Origin of the sequence: Bacillus sp. cl96, assembly GCF_900100505.1 — a bacterium.
In the GTDB taxonomy this organism is placed as follows: Bacteria; Bacillota; Bacilli; order Bacillales; family Bacillaceae_G; genus Bacillus_A; species Bacillus_A cereus.
The window spans coordinates 92704-110188 of the sequence record NZ_FNDM01000011.1 but is presented as its reverse complement, the minus strand read 5'-3'; the positions used below and the strand labels follow the sequence as shown (position 1 = coordinate 110188).

Sequence of the window (17485 nt, the reverse complement as noted above, 5' to 3'; positions counted from 1 at the left end):
TTCGGGTATTTATTTAATTTTCATTCAAATTAAACTATTCGAATATATCTTAACTAATGAATTTCGGAGGTAGTTTATCATGTTTTGGCTACAATTTCTTACCTTGTTACTCTGTATTTTTATTGGTGCACGCCTAGGCGGAGTTGGTTTAGGAGTAATGGGTGGAGTTGGTATGGCAATACTCGTTTTTGTCTTCCACCTACAACCAACCGCGCCTCCTATCGATGTAATGCTTATGATTTTGGCAGTAATTACAGCTGCTGGTGCTTTGCAAGCTGCTGGAGGAATGGACTATCTTGTTCATCTAGCTGAAAAGGCATTACGAAAAAATCCAAAGCGTATTACTTTTTTTGCTCCAATTGTTACTTATTTATTCACACTATGTGCAGGTACTGGTCACGTTGCCTATTCTGTACTTCCTGTTATTGCAGAAGTCTCTCGTGAATCAGGGATTAGACCGGAACGCCCAATGTCGATTGCCGTAATCGCTTCTCAACAAGCAATTACAGCTAGTCCAATTTCAGCTGCCACAGTTGCTCTTTTAGCAATGTTAGCTGACTATAAAATCACCTTATTAGATATTTTAAAAGTAAGTATCCCTTCTACTTTCATCGCTTGTATGATAGCTGCATTCGTTGCTAGTAAGATGGGAAAAGAATTAAATGAAGACCCTGAATACTTAAAACGATTAAAAGAAGGAATGATTCCTAAGCTTGAAGAGAAAAAAGCATTTGTAGGTGTAAAGGGCGCAAAATTATCAGTTATCCTTTTCCTAGTAGGAACCTTCCTTGTTGTACTTCTTGGTTCATTTGAAGCACTTCGTCCAGGATGGATAGTTGATGGGAAGTTAGCTCGTCTTTCCATGCCGAACACAATTGAGATGGTTATGTTAACTATCGCGGCTCTTATTATTATTTTCTGTAAACCAAATGTAGAAAGCATTGTGTCTGGTAACGTCTTTAAAGCAGGAGCAACAGCAGTTGTTGCTATTTTCGGTATCGCTTGGATGGGAGATACTTTCTTTAACGGAAACTTAAATATGATTCAAGGATCCATTCAGCATTTAGTAACAAGTGCACCTTGGCTATTTGCCATCGCACTATTCATTCTATCTATTTTACTGTACAGCCAAGCTGCAACAGTACGTGCCTTAATGCCACTTGGACTATCTCTTGGCATTCCACCAGCGCTACTGATTGCTATGTTCCCTGCAGTAAATGGATATTTCTTCATTCCAAACTATGGAACAATCGTTGCTGCTATTAACTTTGACCGTACTGGTACAACAGGTATCGGTAAATACGTATTAAATCATAGTTTTATGATTCCTGGCTTAATCGCAACATTTACTTCTATCGGAATTGGAATGCTCTTAATTTCAATTATGTTTTAAAGAAAAAGCACAAACCTTTATTTAAAAAGGTTTGTGCTTTTTTAATCAAATGTTTGTTTAAATTTTGGGGCAGTCTATTTCTCCATGTAGCACTTAAAATACTACACGTCCTTCCCTACAAACTTCTCTTTACTTCTTCAGCTAATTTTCTCGTACTTTCATACGCAGATTCAGCTAAACTAATTGCTGAAATAACTGAAACACCGTCCGCACCCGCTTCTATAACTGCCGCTGTATTTTCAATTGTAATCCCACCAATACCAACGATTGGCACTGTAATTCCTTGTTCTCTAAAATAGGCTAATCCTTTCGTTCCTTGAACCGCTTTCGTATCTTTTTTCGTACTCGTTGGGAAAATAGGTCCAACGCCTAAATAATCTGCTCCATTTTCGATTGCAAAGCGTGCTTCTTCAATTGTATGAGCAGATACGCCGATAATTTTATCTCCCATTTTTTCACGAACAGATGTAATTCCTTCATCATCTTGTCCGACATGAACACCATCTGCATCTAATTCAATGGCTAATTCTACATCATCATTTACAATGAAAGGAACACTATATTCATTACAAAGCGTCTGCAATGCTTTTGCAAAGCGCACTCTATCTTCTCCGATTAAAGAACCTTCCCCCTTCTCGCGAAACTGAAAAATTGTCACTCCACCATCTAACGCTTCTTTCAATACAGCTAAAGGATCCCTCGTGCAGTTATTACTTCCCATAATAAAATACACTTGCAATAGCTTAGACATTTTATCTATTTCAATGCGTGCCATTTCTTTCACTCCCTCTTACTCTAACTCCTCAATCTTTCCATACTTCTCAATATCACTAGAAGTAGTATTCGCTAACTGATTTAAAAATTCAATTTGGAAACTACCAGGTCCCTTTTCCACGGTCTTAGCAGCTGCCAGTTCCGAAGCTACACCATAAAACGTTAATGCTGCTACTGCTGCTTTTACATAATCTTTTTCCACTGCTACAAATGCTCCTATTACAGAAGTTAGTAAACAACCTGTTCCCGTAACTTTCGTTAAAATAGGGTGACCATTTCGAATAACAATAGTTCTCTCTCCATCTGTAACAACATCTTCTTTTCCAGTAATGACCGCAACTGTATTTAGTTCATCTGCTGCCTGCCTTGCAATACTTACAACATTGCCATTTCCAGTACCAGCGTCTACCCCTTTAATTTCCCATCTCTCATTAATAACGTTCGCTATTTCAGCTGCATTTCCGCGAATACTCGCTAATTCAATTTCAGCCGGAATATGTCTCGCAACTTCTGTCCGATACGATGTTGCTCCTGCACCAACTGGATCAAACAGTACTGGTACATTGTTCACATTTGCTGATTTACCGGCAAGTAACATCGCTTCTACTTCTTCAGGACGAAGTGTTCCCATATTTAATACTAACGCTCCAGCAATGCTAGCCATTTCTGCCACTTCTTCTTTTGCATACGCCATTACAGGCGATGCCCCAAGTGCCAACAAACCGTTAGCAGTAAAATTTGTTACAACAACATTTGTAATATTATGAACAAGCGGATTAGATTCTCTCACCAAATCCACTACTTTACTAATTTCTTTCATATTCATCCTTTTCATCTCCTAACTATAATGATGGGAGATACACAAAAAGACACTTTGCGCGTACGCAAAGTGCCTGAATATGTGCTTTTACACTCTCCCTACGCTGGCATTATCCAACAGGTTCAAATGGTCAATGACGGACTAGTAGCCATACTCTCAGTTTGTATCCACAAACTCCCATGTGTTTCTTATTCATCTACTTCAAAGTCTACTCTTATTCTAGTAAAATAACAAGTTCTTTACTTTTCTATTTGATATAGAGGCAACTGATAAAGTGAAACTTTAATCAGTTGGGATTTTGTTAACTCCATTAAAAACAACTGAAATATGGAGCGAAACTGAATCTCAAGAAGATGTATGCTATATTTAACTTATGGAAATTTGAAAGGATGTTTTTAATATGTCAAAAAGCGTTGTAATCGCTGAAAAACCTTCCGTTGCACGAGATATTGCTCGTGTACTGAAGTGTGATAAAAAAGGAAACGGCTATCTTGAGGGTAATAAATATATTGTAACTTGGGCTTTAGGTCATCTCGTTACATTAGCAGATCCAGAAAGTTATGATGTGAAATATAAAAAGTGGAATTTAGAAGATTTACCGATGCTACCTGAGCGTTTGAAATTAACGGTTATTAAACAAACTGGTAAACAATTTAATGCTGTAAAAAGTCAGCTACTTAGAAAGGATGTAAATGAAATTATTGTAGCGACAGATGCTGGACGTGAAGGAGAATTGGTCGCTCGCTGGATTATTGATAAGGTTCGCATTAATAAACCGATCAAACGTCTATGGATTTCATCTGTAACCGATAAAGCAATTAAAGATGGTTTTGCAAATTTAAAACCAGGTAAAGCCTATGATAATTTATACGCTTCAGCAGTTGCGCGTTCAGAAGCTGACTGGTATATCGGTCTTAATGCAACTCGTGCTTTAACGACTCGCTTTAATGCCCAGTTAAATTGCGGCCGTGTACAAACCCCTACTGTTGCTATGATTGCTAGTCGTGAAGATGAAATAAAGAACTTCAAAGCTCAAACTTACTACGGCGTCGAAGCTCAAACAATGGAGAAGCTCAAACTTACTTGGCAAGATGCAAATGGCAATAGCCGTAGTTTTAATAAAGAAAAAATCGATGGTATTGTAAAACGTTTAGATAAACAAAATGCTACTGTTGTGGAAATTGATAAGAAACAGAAGAAGTCATTCTCTCCTGGTCTTTACGATTTAACTGAATTGCAACGTGATGCGAATAAAAAGTTCGGTTACTCTGCTAAAGAAACATTAAATATTATGCAAAAATTGTATGAACAGCATAAAGTACTAACGTACCCTCGTACAGATTCACGCTACATTTCATCTGATATCGTTGGAACACTTCCAGAACGTCTAAAAGCATGTGGTGTTGGAGAATACCGTCCCTTCGCACATAAAGTATTACAAAAGCCTATCAAACCTAACAAATCATTTGTTGATGATAGTAAAGTAAGCGATCATCATGCGATTATTCCAACAGAAGGATACGTTAACTTCTCAGCATTCACAGATAAAGAACGCAAAATTTATGATTTAGTTGTAAAACGTTTCTTAGCTGTTTTATTCCCAGCATTCGAATACGAACAACTAACGTTACGCACAAAGGTCGGCAATGAAACATTCATTGCACGCGGAAAAACGATTTTACATGCTGGTTGGAAGGAAGTATACGAAAATCGATTTGAAGACGATGATGTAACTGATGACGTAAAAGAGCAGATTCTACCTCACATTGAAAAGGGCGATACATTAACTGTAAAGTTACTTATGCAAACATCAGGTCAAACGAAAGCACCTGCACGCTTTAATGAAGCAACTTTACTTTCAGCAATGGAGAATCCTACAAAATATATGGATACGCAAAATAAACAACTTGCTGATACGTTAAAATCGACTGGTGGATTAGGTACTGTAGCGACACGTGCAGATATTATCGACAAACTTTTCAATTCTTTCTTAATTGAAAAACGTGGTAAAGATATTCACATTACATCAAAAGGTCGTCAATTACTTGATTTAGTACCAGAAGAATTAAAATCACCTACACTAACTGGTGAGTGGGAACAAAAACTTGAGGCAATTGCAAAAGGAAAACTAAAGAAAGAAGTATTCATTTCGGAAATGAAGAACTATACGAAAGAAATTGTTTCTGAAATTAAATCGAGTGATAAAAAATATAAACATGACAACATTTCAACGAAGTCTTGTCCAGACTGCGGTAAACCAATGCTAGAAGTAAACGGCAAAAAGGGAAAAATGCTCGTATGCCAAGATCGTGAATGTGGTCATCGTAAAAATGTATCTCGTACAACAAACGCTCGCTGTCCGCAATGTAAGAAGAAACTAGAATTACGTGGTGAGGGTGCAGGCCAAATTTTCGCATGTAAATGTGGCTATCGTGAGAAATTATCAACATTCCAAGAACGACGTAAAAAAGAATCTGGAAACAAAGCCGATAAACGCGACGTTCAAAAATATATGAAACAACAGAAAAAAGAAGAAGAACCATTAAATAACCCATTCGCAGAAGCATTAAAAAAATTAAAATTTGATTAAACAAAAAGGTTCCTACCTCTATCGGTAGGAACCTTTTATTTTAGTGAATGATTTTACTTCCTTTTGCATTCTCAACAAATTTTTCACTTGATTTGTTAATTGGTGTTTTCAGTAATAACGCAGCAACAATCATAACTACTACGAAAGCACTTAACACAAGTAAATCTCGTGTTACGATATCCCAAAGCATTCCGCCAACTGTTTCACGAATTGCGCTAATTGCGTATGTGAATGGTAAGAACGGATAAATCGCTTGGAAGAACGCTGGTGTCATTTGGATTGGGAATGTTCCGCCCGATCCTGCTACTTGTAGTACAAGTAAAATGATCGCCATCGATTTCCCAACGTTTCCGAAAATAGAAACGAGTGAGTATACGATACAAACGAAGACTCCACCAATAAATAAACTAAATAACACAAACCAGAACTTATCGACTACGTACGTACCGAGTAAGAATATATCTCCCATCGATACGATAAACGCTTGTGAAAGACCTATCGTTAAGAATGTTAATAAACGTCCGAAGTAAATTTCATGGCTCTTATAATTCGCGCCCTCTTCGTGTACTTCTACCGTTAATAATGAAACCATTAATAATGCGCCTACCCATAATGCAAGCACTGTATAGAATGGTGACATCGCTGAACCATAGTTCGGCATCGCAAATAATTTATTTTCTTTTAAATTTACTGGATTCGCAAAGTAATCACTTTGCTTTTCAACATCATTTTTCAATAAACGTATGATGTCTTTTAAATCCTCTTCAGATTCAAAATCACGAATTTTATCTGCTAATTCTTTAATCTTTTTCTCAGTCTCCGGCATTTCAGCTTTAATATCTGCCAATTTCTTTTTCCCGTCTACTAAGCCTTTTGATGAATCTTCTAGTAATTTTTTAACATCTGGAAGCTTTTTGTCTGCATCATTTAAAATTTGAGTTGTATTTTTCGACATCTCTTTTGTACGAGCTATTGCTGTATTGAAATTAGGTACAATTTCTGAATCATACGTCGATAATACATCTGTTAATTGAGCTGATCCGCCCTTCGCAGCGTTGTTAATACTTTCAATTACATCTTTTGTAGGTTTCTGGCCATTGTTAAGAAGTGTAATCCCCTTATTCGTTGCATCTACACCTTTTTGCAGACTACTTTTCGCTTTGTTTAATTTTGCGATTCCATTATTAAGGTTTTTATCACTATTTACATCCGCTAAAACCTTATTTGTACTTTCTAGAACTGGAATCATATCATCAATTAAACCGATTCCAGATTGGAATTGACCATTTAAGCTATTTAAAGCTACTTTCGTTGAATCTAAACCGTTAATACCTCTATTTTGTACATCTTCTTTTGCTTTCTGTAAATCTGCTTTTGCACCCTCAATACCATTTTTTACTTTATCGTAATCTGCTTTTGCATTATCATATACTGCATTTGCATCAACTTTAGCTTGATCGACTGTGCTAACTGCTTTTTTATAATCTGCTACAAACGTTTCATTATAATCTTTTTCAGCTTGATCAATTAATCCATTTGCTGCATCTAATTTTTGATTCGCTACATCTGTTACATCTTTCTTTACTTCTTGTCCTTTGCCAATAACATTTACAATATCTTTAATACCGTTATTTGCATTTTCCATACCTTTTTTAACATTAGTTAAGTGATCCACTCGCCCTTTGAAAAAGCTTTGACCAAAATCAGTAGTCGCCGATTTTTGAAGTTCAGTAAAGAAATTAATAAGATATGAAATACCATCTGTACCAGTTTGTAATCGTTCTGATACCGCATTTAAATCTCTCTTTGCTTGTTCTGGATCAAACTGACCATTTTGCAATCCATTTAAAACACTTTTCCCATAAGCTGTTCCTGCACGTGATGAACTTAAAACATTATTTACTGTTTGATTAATATTTTGCGCTATACTCTTATAACCATCACTATTCAACTTAGAAAGATCTGGTCTCGCTGGGAATTCAGGTAATCCATTCATTCCAGACAAGTCAGGAATATTTAGTTCTACACCTGGATTCATTAAAAAGTCAGTAAATGCAGCTGCACTATCCATAACGCCTTTTGCTGCTACTAAATCATTTCTTATCGTTCCTGGAGCGTTTTTTAATGTTTGATCTTGTCTTGCAAAGAACTTATCTAAATTCCCTAATGCTTCTTGCCCATCATTAATAACACTCTCTACAACTGGCAACTCTTTTTGCGCTACTTTCACAACATCCTCTGCTCGAGTCGCATCATCTAACGCCTTATCCATCAATGTATTCATTTCTGGGAACTGCGCTTCTAACTTAAAGACAAGATCTTTTACTTTCTCGATACTTGGTAAGTTTGTTTCTAAATCGATTCCAAGGTCATTGAAGATTTTAAAAATCTCACCGTTCGCTGTTTTAACGAAGTTTTTACTAATTTCTTCCGTAATACCTGATGCACCTTTTGCTGTAATTTTCGGTGCAATCGCATTTACCTTTTCATTTACATAGTAATCAAGTTCTGGTTTCTGTGGATTTTCATCCAGAACAGTTGCAATTTTTTCAGAGAAATCTTTTGGAATCGTAATACTTGCATAATAATCTCCACGCTCAACTCCGTAAATTGCTTGTTTTTCATCTACAAATTTCCAGCCAAGATTTTTGTTTTTCTTAAGGGAGTCTACAATCTCTTTCCCGATATTAATATCTTTCCCTCTTAAATTAGAACCTGCATCTTGGTTAGAAACTGCAATGGGAACCTCTTTTGTATTTCCATATGGATCCCAAGAAGCTTTAATGTTAAACCATGCATATAACGATGGTAAAATCATTAATCCTAAAACAATAACAATTGCAGCCCAATGTTTGGCTACATTCCGTAAATCTGTCTTATAAATACGCCAAATCTGTTTCATAGAAGTTATCACCTAATTATATATTTTTCCTTCTTTAGAAAATGATACATACATTTTGCAATTATATCACTTTCTACATCGTGTATTAACCAAAAACGTACTATTTTTTCCCATTAACTTTCACTTACTTCATTATATAACGAAGTGAGTCAAAGTATGAATACAAAATGACCAAATCGGTTTTACATTCAATAATAACAAATATATATGAAATGTCATAAAAAATACAAGTATTTTCTCTTGGAAATACTTGTATTCCTAAAAAAAATCCTCACAGCTTTTATTCTCTGTGAGGATTTCTTCTATTATATATCCAATTGAACCTCTACACCGAAATGATCTGAAATTACATTTCTGTTTGTACCATTAAAAATAACTTTTGAAGAATGAACTTTTTTACTTTGGTTACACAATATTAGATCGATTCGCAAATTATGTTTATTTTCATCCCAACCAGCAATCTCACCTTGGACAGTCGTTCCTTCATCCTTCTCTATTGCTAATTCATATGTGTCATACAACCCTTTTTGCATCATATACTCATAACCTTCGCCTTTCAATCGAGCATTGTTATTAAAATCCCCCATTAAGAAGGCGAGCTTATTGCTATCTACACGCTCCATCAAACGATCGACTTGACCTTTGAATGACTCTTCTTCATCATTCCACCAACCGAGATGACAAGAGTAAAACGTTATATCCTTACCATTATAAGCAATTGTTGTACTTACAATTTTACGCGTTTTCCAATACGTTGTATCCTCGTTTTCTGAAATGAAGAACGTATCTTCTTTTATAATATTATGCTTCGTTATAATTGCTAATCCTTCTTCGTACACATCATAACCAATATGAGAGAAATCCCAAGTAATATTGTAATCTTTTACATGTAGCGCTTTTAACTCTTCTAATAGTAAAAGTCCAAAATTATCTTTTTTCTTGTTACCGCATACATTTTCAGCTTGTATGGACTGACTTACTTCTTGCAATGCGATGACATCGTACTCTTCTTCTTGAATTACTTTAGCAAGGTATTGTATCTTTTCTATTTGATTCTCTTCTTGCCAAGAATGACAGTTTAAAGTTAGCAATTTCATATTATTACGCACCTAACATATCTTGAATGTCTGACTTTAATACGTCAGCTTTCGGACCATATACCGCTTGTACACCTTTGTCTTTTACAATAAGCCCTAAAGCACCATTTTGTTTCCACTGTGCTTCTGGTGCAACAACATCTAAATCTTTTACTGTTACACGTAAGCGTGTCATACAAGCATCTACGTCAGCAATATTTTCTTTTCCACCTAATAAATCGATAACTTTTGTTGCTAATGAACCGTCTTGTACATTTCCTGTTCCTTCTGATGCCTCATCTTCATTATCAATATAGTTACCTGCACGCCCTGGTGTTGGTAAATTGAATTTTTTAATTAAGAAATTAAATAGTGTAAAGTTAAGACCGAAGAACACTAATGAAACAATAACAAAGTTGATTAAGTCTCTTGTTAAACCTGCGTTAACCATCATTGGCGTACGAGTAATTAACTCAATAAATCCAAATGCATGAACACGTAAGTTAATTAAATCAGCTAGCGCGAATGCAAGTCCTGTTGTAATAGCATATACAACATATAATACTGGAGCAATAAACATGAACATGAATTCAATTGGTTCTGTTACACCTGTTAAGAATACTGCTAATGCTGCTGATAAAAACATTGGTTTATATTTTGCACGCTTTTCTTTATCAACGTTACGGAACATCGCAAATGCAATTCCCATTAAAGCTGCTGTTGAGCCGATAACTTGTCCAGCTTTGAAACGAGCTGGTACAACGTTATTTAATAAATCGTTATATGCCTTCGTATCTCCATTTGCTAATAAATTATTTAAATCTGTAATCCATGCAAGCCATAATGGATCTTGTCCTGCTACAACTTGTCCAACTTTTGAACCAGTTAGCATCGTATATGTTCCGCCTAGCTCTGTATAGTTCATCGGAATCGTTAACATATGGTGTAAACCAAATGGTAATAATAAACGCTCTAACGTTCCATATACAAACGGTGCAACAACTGGTGCACTATCTTTTGAAGCTGCAATCCAGCGACCAAATTCATTTAACCCACTTTGGATGAATGGCCATAGAAGTGATAATACAATCGCAGTAACTGTAGACCAAAGAATTACAACGAATGGTACAAATCGTTTTCCATTAAAGAATGCTAATGCCTGTGGCAGTTTATTATAGTTATAATATTTGTTATATAAAGTAGCTCCTAAGAAACCTGTGATAATCCCTACGAACACTCCCATGTTTAATGCAGGTGCACCAAGTACAGAAGTAAAGTAATCTTTTACAATTAAATCTCCCGCTATTACTGAAGAAACTTTCGCTTTTGAATCCGCTAACATTTCAGCGTTTACCCCAAATATAGCTCCTGTAATTCGGTTTGTTAAGACGAATGCTAATAGCGCTGCAAATGCACCACCTGCGCGATCTTTCGCCCAAGATCCCCCAATTGCTACTGCGAATAAGATGTGTAGATTTGTAATGATTGCCCAACCGATGTCTTCCATTACGCGAGCGATTGTATGAACTGCGTTAACATCCCCAGCAGACATACCAATTAACTTACCGATGGAAATCATTAAACCAGCTGCTGGCATTACGGCTACAACAACTAATAACGCTTTCCCGAACTTTTGCCAAAAATCAAAAGACGTAATTTTCATCTGTTCTTCCTCCCCTTTATTTATAAAAACATAATGATTTAAATTATAATTTCTGTTCCCTTTATGAAAACGATTCCTTATGTTACTTTATTTTTATCTTTACGCAACCGTTTTCATAAATCTATTTTAATAAAAGCGTTTTCACTTTGCAATAGAAATTTATTTTTTTTCATAAAAAAAGATGCTCAAAGAGCATCCTTTTTTATTATGAAATGCGATAAACCCTTGTTTCATAAGGCTTTAAAGCAATTGTTGTTACTTCTTCATGTTCCGCAACTTCATAGTTATTTAAAAGCAAACGTTTGCGTTCTAGTGCAAATGAACCCTCATTATACACAGCTTCCTCTTTTGAGATATTACTAATTACAATGACTTTTTCATCCTGTAACGTACGTGTATATGCATAAATTTGTGGATCGTCTTCTAAAAGTAAATCATACGTACCATAGTTCAGTACATCGTGCTCTTTTTTCAGGGCAATCATTTTCTTATAGAAATTGAAAATAGACTTTTCTTCATTTTTTTGCTTTTCAACATTAATTTCTTTGTAATTTGGATTCATGCTAAACCAAGGTGTACTTGTTGTGAAACCAGCATTCATCTCATCATTCCACTGCATAGGTGTACGTGAATTATCGCGGCAAGAAGCCCATATAATCTCCATCATATCTTGATGTGGTACGCCCTCTGCAATTTTCTCGCGATATAAATTTTTAATTGCTACATCATCGTAATCTTCAATATTTGGTAACTGAACATTTGTCATACCAATTTCTTGGCCTTGATAAATAAAAGGTGTACCGTGCATAAAGAAATACATCGCCCCTAGAGCTGTTGCACTTTCACGCCAATATTGTTTATCATCTCCCCATGTTGAAACAATACGTGGTTTATCGTGATTCTCAATATATAAAGCGTTCCATCCTTTATTTTCTAATCCTTTTTGCCATTTCGTTAATACTTTTTTCAATCCTACAACATCAAGGTCTTTCTTCTTCTCTGCATCCCATAAACTTAAATGTTCAAATTGGAATACCATATTGAACTTACCTTGCTCTTCTCCAACCCAAAGCTCAGCATCTTCAATCTTAACACCATTTGCTTCACCAACAGTCATAATATCGTACTTAGAGAATGTATTTTCTTTTAGCTCTTCTAATAAAGGTTGAATACCTTTCACATTCATATGTTTATCAAAAGATGGCACATATTTTAACCCTTTTGGATTTGGCATATCCTTGAGGCCTTCTTCTTTTTTAATATGACTGATCGCATCAACGCGGAAACCATCAATACCTTTATCAAGCCACCAATTAACCGTATCGTATAGTACTTCGCGAACTTCTTTATTCTCCCAGTTTAAATCTGGTTGTTTACGTGAGAATAAATGTAAATAATATTGTTCTGTTTCTTCATCATATTCCCATGCCGAACCATTAAAAATACTTTCCCAGTTGTTTGGCTCCGCACCATCTTTACCATCATGCCAAATATACCAATCACGCTTCGGATTATCTTTAGATGAACGTGATTCAATAAACCATGGATGTTCATCACTCGTATGATTAATAACTAAATCAATAATAAGCTTCATATCACGCTTATGAACTTCATCTAGTAAAGCATCAAAGTCTGCCATTGTACCAAACTCATCCATAATATCTTGATAATCACTAATATCATAACCATTATCATCATTAGGCGACTTATACATTGGACAAATCCAAATTACATCTATACCTAAATCTTTTAAATAATCCAGTTTTGCAATAATACCTTGTAAATCTCCAATACCATCACCATTTGAATCCATAAAGCTTCGTGGATAAATTTGATAAGCAACCGCTTCTTTCCACCATGTCTTATTCATAGTCATTCTCTCCTTTTGCATCCCATCGGAAATTTTATGCAAACGTTTTCGTAACACTATCATAACAAAATATGAACAGTTTGCAACTGTTTTCATTGAACTCTATGTAGATTCTTTATTCTTATGCTTTATTTATTTCTCACAAAGGTAAATCTCATTCTTCACCTCTCCTTGTCCACGCGTATTACAGACATTTTTCATATATTAATAAAAAACTCTGATTATTTTAGAAAGGAGTAATAAATTGAAGCAAACAAAATTAACAGGTCGTATCGTTGTTCCCACAGATCCTGACTACGACGTAGCCCGAATGAATTTAAATTTAAGTATTCCAAAACTCCCTTGTATTATTGTTTTTTGTCAAAATAACAAGGATGTCTGTAACGCCTTAAAATGGGCACGTGAACGTCATATACCATTTCGGTTAAGAAGTGGACGTCATAGCTATGAAAATTTTTCTCTTTTAAATAGAGGACTTATTATTGATGTGAGTGAAATGCATCGCATTACTGTTAATACAGAGAAATTAACAGCAACAATTGAGGCTGGTGCAAATCTTGGCACTGTTTATAAAGAACTTTGGAATTACGGTGTTACAATTCCTGCTGGTACAAGTGCAAGCGTTGGAGTTGTTGGATTAGCACTTGGCGGTGGCATTGGTATGCTTTCGCGCTTATATGGATTAACATGTGATCAATTAATGGAAGTGGAAATGGTAAAAGCATGTGGAAAATTTGGTGCAAAACTCATTCGTGCAAATGAACAAGAAAACTCTAACCTTTTTTGGGCATGCCGTGGTGGCGGTGGTGGAAACTTCGGAATTGTCACTTCCTTAACTTTTCGAGTCCACCCGATAAAAAATGTATCAATTTTCTCAATTACATGGGAATGGGAAGACTTTATTGCTGCATTTCAAGCGTGGCAAAACTGGGCACCTTATATAGATGAACGTCTCACTTCATCGATTGAATTATTCGCCAAGCACCGAAATAAAATTGAAGCACAAGGCGAGTTTGTCGGTTCTCCCTCTGAACTCCATTCCCTATTATCCCCTCTTCTTGAAACTGGTAGCCCCTCTCTCTTTATAGAAGAAGTTCCTTATATAAAGGCTGTTGAATTTTTTAATGGAGGTAACATCCCTGAAAATTTTAAGCGCTCTGGTTCCTATGTCTATAAACCTATTCCCCTTAAAGGCATTCAAATCATGCAATCCTTTCTTTCTCATGCACCAAATAAAGATGCTAGTATTTGGCATCAATCGCTCATAGGTGCTGTTGAAAATATTTCGCCGAATGAAACGGCTTATTTTCATCGTAAAGCAATTATCGCTCAAGAATACATTACCTCTTGGAAATGCGATGATGAAGAAAATCGAAATATACGCTGGGTTAAAGGTTTACGAGAAAGCTTAGATCCTTATACACTAGGTGACTATGTGAACTGGCCCGATATCGACATTAAAAATTGGCAAACTAGTTATTATGGCTCTAACTTTCACAGATTACGTAAAGTAAAAACTATGTATGATCCTTGTGATGTTTTTCATTTCCAACAAAGTATTCCTCCTTTTCATACGTGAAAAAAGGGGATAACATAAAAAAATCATCCAATATACCGTTACCTCGCAGTATGTTGGATGATTCAAGTTGATTTTCTATATCGTTTCAAATTCTTGCTCCTACTCATAAACTTTTACTTACAGATTAATTGTATTTCGTATCATTTTCATGCAATGAATGTAATTTAATATTTGGTACTTTATCTTTTTCAATACCTCTATTATAAGAAACAGGAACTTGAAATTCAAATTGCTTTGTCTCATGTTTTTGTAAATAGACTGGTTTCGGTACTGGATAGCTTTTTGAATTCTCGTTTGCACTATCATATAAAACAACTTTTAATGCTTGTGAATGATTACGATAATTTTTTAAAGTAACAATGCACTTCGGTTGGATATTCTCTCCATTTTTCTCCATTCTACACTGGCTATCTTCTTTTTTATATTCTATTGCTTCTACCCCTGTTTTTCCTGCATAATACCATGTTTTATTCAATGTCTGGAGGATTGTATTTAAAATAAACGGCATCATTACAATCAAAATACTAGTACCTACTACTTTTATTTTATTCATTTTTCTAAATGTACTAGACTCCTTTTTTCCTAGCCATTTTAAAAATAATATAAATGCAATTACATGTAGTATGAAAGAAACAATCAATATATTTGAGACTTTATAATCCATATAAACATACGTATGTATCGGAATCTTATAGACATTGAATAGTTTTTCCCCAATTAATTCATTATCATTTGGAATTTTTAATAATAACAAAACCCCTATACTGTAACAAATAGCTACTAATCGATCATACTCAATACGAATCATTCTTTCTCCCCTTCACTTTGTATTTTATTATCGATTTTAGCTATTATTACCATACTATACAATCTTTTTATAGAGGATAACGTAAAAAAGTTCCTTATAAATATATAAAGAACCTTATTAATATACACTATGAATTAAAAAATCAATATACAATTTTCACATAGAGATTTCTTCAAAATATGTTGGATCATGTATTGTAATTTTTTTATCTAAAATTGTAACAATGCTATCATTTTTTAATTGTTTTAATACGCTGCTAACTGTCTCTCGAGATGTTCCAGATATTTTGGATATTTCAATTGTTGTAAGTGGACATGAAATTACAATCTTTTCTCCACTCTGTTCTCCTAAATCCTGCATTAAATAATTTAACGTTTGGATAACACGATCTTGTGCATTAGGAATTGTAATATTTTGCACTCGATTTTCGTTCAATTTTAATATAGATGATAATTGCTGAACAACGTACATCAATTGTGTTCTGCTGGACTTTACCATATCTTCAAAGATTACCGTTGGAATATAATATACCTCCACATCCGTCATTGCTTCTGCTGTATAGTTATATCCTCTGTCTGTAAACATACCACCATAAGGAAAAATAGAATACCGCTTTACATAGTCATCGTATAATAAGTTCCCATTTTGATTAACCCGCTCTAACTTTACAAAACCATCTAACATGAAGTAAATTCTTTCCCTTGAATCCCCTTCAAAAAATAAAAATTGACCTTTTTTATAAGTTCGCCAATAAACAAACTCTGTTAAGCCTTTCAATTTTTTTTCTGTTAAATGAGCAAATAATTCGAACTGCTTTAAGTCTTTCACTACGTTCCGTCTATTCATAAAATTCCCTCTCTCTTGCTGTATGTTGGAGCGAAAAATCAAGAAAGCGTATTCAATTTGAATTTTATCATAATTAACTTGTATATTCAGATTTCATCATGAAAACTTTATGAACAATGAGTACAAAAAATATTAATAAATAAAAAGAATGAAGTTATTAACCTCATTCTTTTTTTACTACTAAGTAGCGTACATAATAATTTAAACATACATGCATACATTCTGTTTTGAAATAATAGTACCGGCTTTTTCTTCTAGTGCTTCATATACTTTTTCTAAAGACGTAATAATCGTTTTTCTTTTTGGATTTGTATTAACAAAATTAATAGCAGCTTCGATTTTTGGAAGCATGCTTCCCGCAGCAAATTGTTGTTCTTCAATATATTCTTCTAATTGATTCACTGTGACATGCTCTAATTTTTTTTGATTCGGTTGATTATAATTTACATACACATAATCAACTGCAGTTAAAATAACGAGCGTATCGGCATCTACTAATTCTGCTAATTTCTGCGCAGCGAAATCTTTATCGATAACCGCTTCAGTTCCTTTTAACCCTTCTTCAGAATCAATTACTGGAATTCCACCTCCGCCCACAGCTATTACTATGTTTCCATCTTCGACCAAAGAATTAATCACTTTATGTTCATGAATACTTACAGGCTTCGGTGATGGAACAACACGTCTCCATCCTCTACCAGCATCTTCTTTAAACACTGCTTTTGTTTCATCCATTAATTTTCTGGCCTCTTCTTCTGTATAAAAAGGACCAATTGGTTTAGTTGGATTTTTAAATGCCTCATCTTTTTTATCCACAACAACACGTGTTATAACCGTTGCTACATCTTTGTTTATATTCCGTTTTTTCAATGCCTTTTCAATTGCATTTTCCATCCAATATCCAATCATCCCTTGGCTCATTGCCCCACAAGTATCTAATGGCATTGCAGGTGTCTTTTCCGTTTCTGCAGCTTTTTGCTGTAATAAAATATTCCCCACTTGTGGGCCATTTCCATGCGCAATTACTATATCCACATCATTTTCCATTATTTTCACAAGTTGTTCTGCCGTTTTTTCCAACGCTTCTTGCTGCGCTCCCGCAGTAGCTTCTCCAGACTGTATCGCATTTCCCCCTAGTGCAACTACAATTTTTCTTCGTGCCAT

12 protein-coding genes and 1 riboswitch are annotated in these 17485 nt (G+C 35.0%); of the genes, 3 read left to right on the top strand and 9 right to left on the bottom strand.

The genetic code is table 11. The features are described from left to right. The first annotated feature begins 79 nt into the window (after window positions 1–79). On the top strand, window positions 80–1393 hold the full coding sequence (locus BLT20_RS21910) for an anaerobic C4-dicarboxylate transporter family protein (protein ID WP_000498700.1): 1314 nt from the start codon (window positions 80–82) through the stop codon (window positions 1391–1393). Window positions 1394–1508: 115 nt separating this feature from the next. Here BLT20_RS21910 and thiE read toward each other — a convergent pair whose 3' ends face one another. Together thiE and thiM are read right to left on the bottom strand one after the other, a co-directional pair. Next, window positions 1509–2168: a thiamine phosphate synthase gene (thiE, locus tag BLT20_RS21905; RefSeq protein ID WP_000090957.1), complete on the bottom strand. Its 660-nt coding sequence runs from the start codon at window positions 2166–2168 to the stop codon at window positions 1509–1511. A 15-nt stretch (window positions 2169–2183) separates the two neighbouring features. Then, window positions 2184–2993, bottom strand: coding sequence for a hydroxyethylthiazole kinase (gene thiM, locus BLT20_RS21900; RefSeq protein ID WP_001056115.1), 810 nt, complete (start codon window positions 2991–2993; stop codon window positions 2184–2186). Between the two features lie 72 nt (window positions 2994–3065). After that, window positions 3066–3178: riboswitch (TPP riboswitch) on the bottom strand. Between the two features lie 209 nt (window positions 3179–3387). Here thiM and topB point away from each other — a divergent pair. After that, complete coding sequence (topB, locus tag BLT20_RS21895; RefSeq protein ID WP_000047281.1) at window positions 3388–5577, top strand: DNA topoisomerase III; 2190 nt, start codon at window positions 3388–3390, stop codon at window positions 5575–5577. A gap of 40 nt (window positions 5578–5617) precedes the next feature. On the opposite strand, the gene BLT20_RS21890 is transcribed toward topB, so the two are convergent. The 4 genes from BLT20_RS21890 to BLT20_RS21875 all read right to left on the bottom strand — a co-directional run bounded on the left by BLT20_RS21890 (window position 5618) and on the right by BLT20_RS21875 (window position 13088). Further along, window positions 5618–8479, bottom strand: coding sequence for a YhgE/Pip domain-containing protein (locus BLT20_RS21890; protein ID WP_000810102.1), 2862 nt, complete (start codon window positions 8477–8479; stop codon window positions 5618–5620). A gap of 305 nt (window positions 8480–8784) precedes the next feature. Next, entirely contained in the window at window positions 8785–9576 is a 792-nt protein-coding gene (locus BLT20_RS21885; protein ID WP_000771997.1) for an endonuclease/exonuclease/phosphatase family protein, read from the bottom strand. 4 nt (window positions 9577–9580) lie between these two features. Continuing rightward, window positions 9581–11218 (bottom strand): PTS transporter subunit IIBC, encoded by a 1638-nt coding sequence (locus tag BLT20_RS21880; protein ID WP_000705560.1) that lies wholly within the window; start codon window positions 11216–11218, stop codon window positions 9581–9583. Window positions 11219–11423: 205 nt separating this feature from the next. Beyond that, entirely contained in the window at window positions 11424–13088 is a 1665-nt protein-coding gene (locus BLT20_RS21875; protein ID WP_001044710.1) for a glycoside hydrolase family 13 protein, read from the bottom strand. A gap of 244 nt (window positions 13089–13332) precedes the next feature. On the opposite strand from BLT20_RS21875, the gene BLT20_RS21870 reads away from it, so the two are divergent. Further along, window positions 13333–14667, top strand: coding sequence for an FAD-binding oxidoreductase (locus tag BLT20_RS21870; RefSeq protein ID WP_000814900.1), 1335 nt, complete (start codon window positions 13333–13335; stop codon window positions 14665–14667). A gap of 124 nt (window positions 14668–14791) precedes the next feature. Here BLT20_RS21870 and BLT20_RS21865 read toward each other — a convergent pair whose 3' ends face one another. From BLT20_RS21865 to arcC, 3 genes are all read right to left on the bottom strand, one after another. Next, entirely contained in the window at window positions 14792–15475 is a 684-nt protein-coding gene (locus tag BLT20_RS21865) for a hypothetical protein (RefSeq protein WP_000619187.1), read from the bottom strand. A 156-nt stretch (window positions 15476–15631) separates the two neighbouring features. Beyond that, entirely contained in the window at window positions 15632–16321 is a 690-nt protein-coding gene (locus BLT20_RS21860) for a Crp/Fnr family transcriptional regulator (RefSeq protein WP_001081902.1), read from the bottom strand. Window positions 16322–16522: 201 nt separating this feature from the next. Then, window positions 16523–17485, bottom strand: coding sequence for a carbamate kinase (arcC, locus tag BLT20_RS21855; protein WP_000113951.1), 963 nt, complete (start codon window positions 17483–17485; stop codon window positions 16523–16525).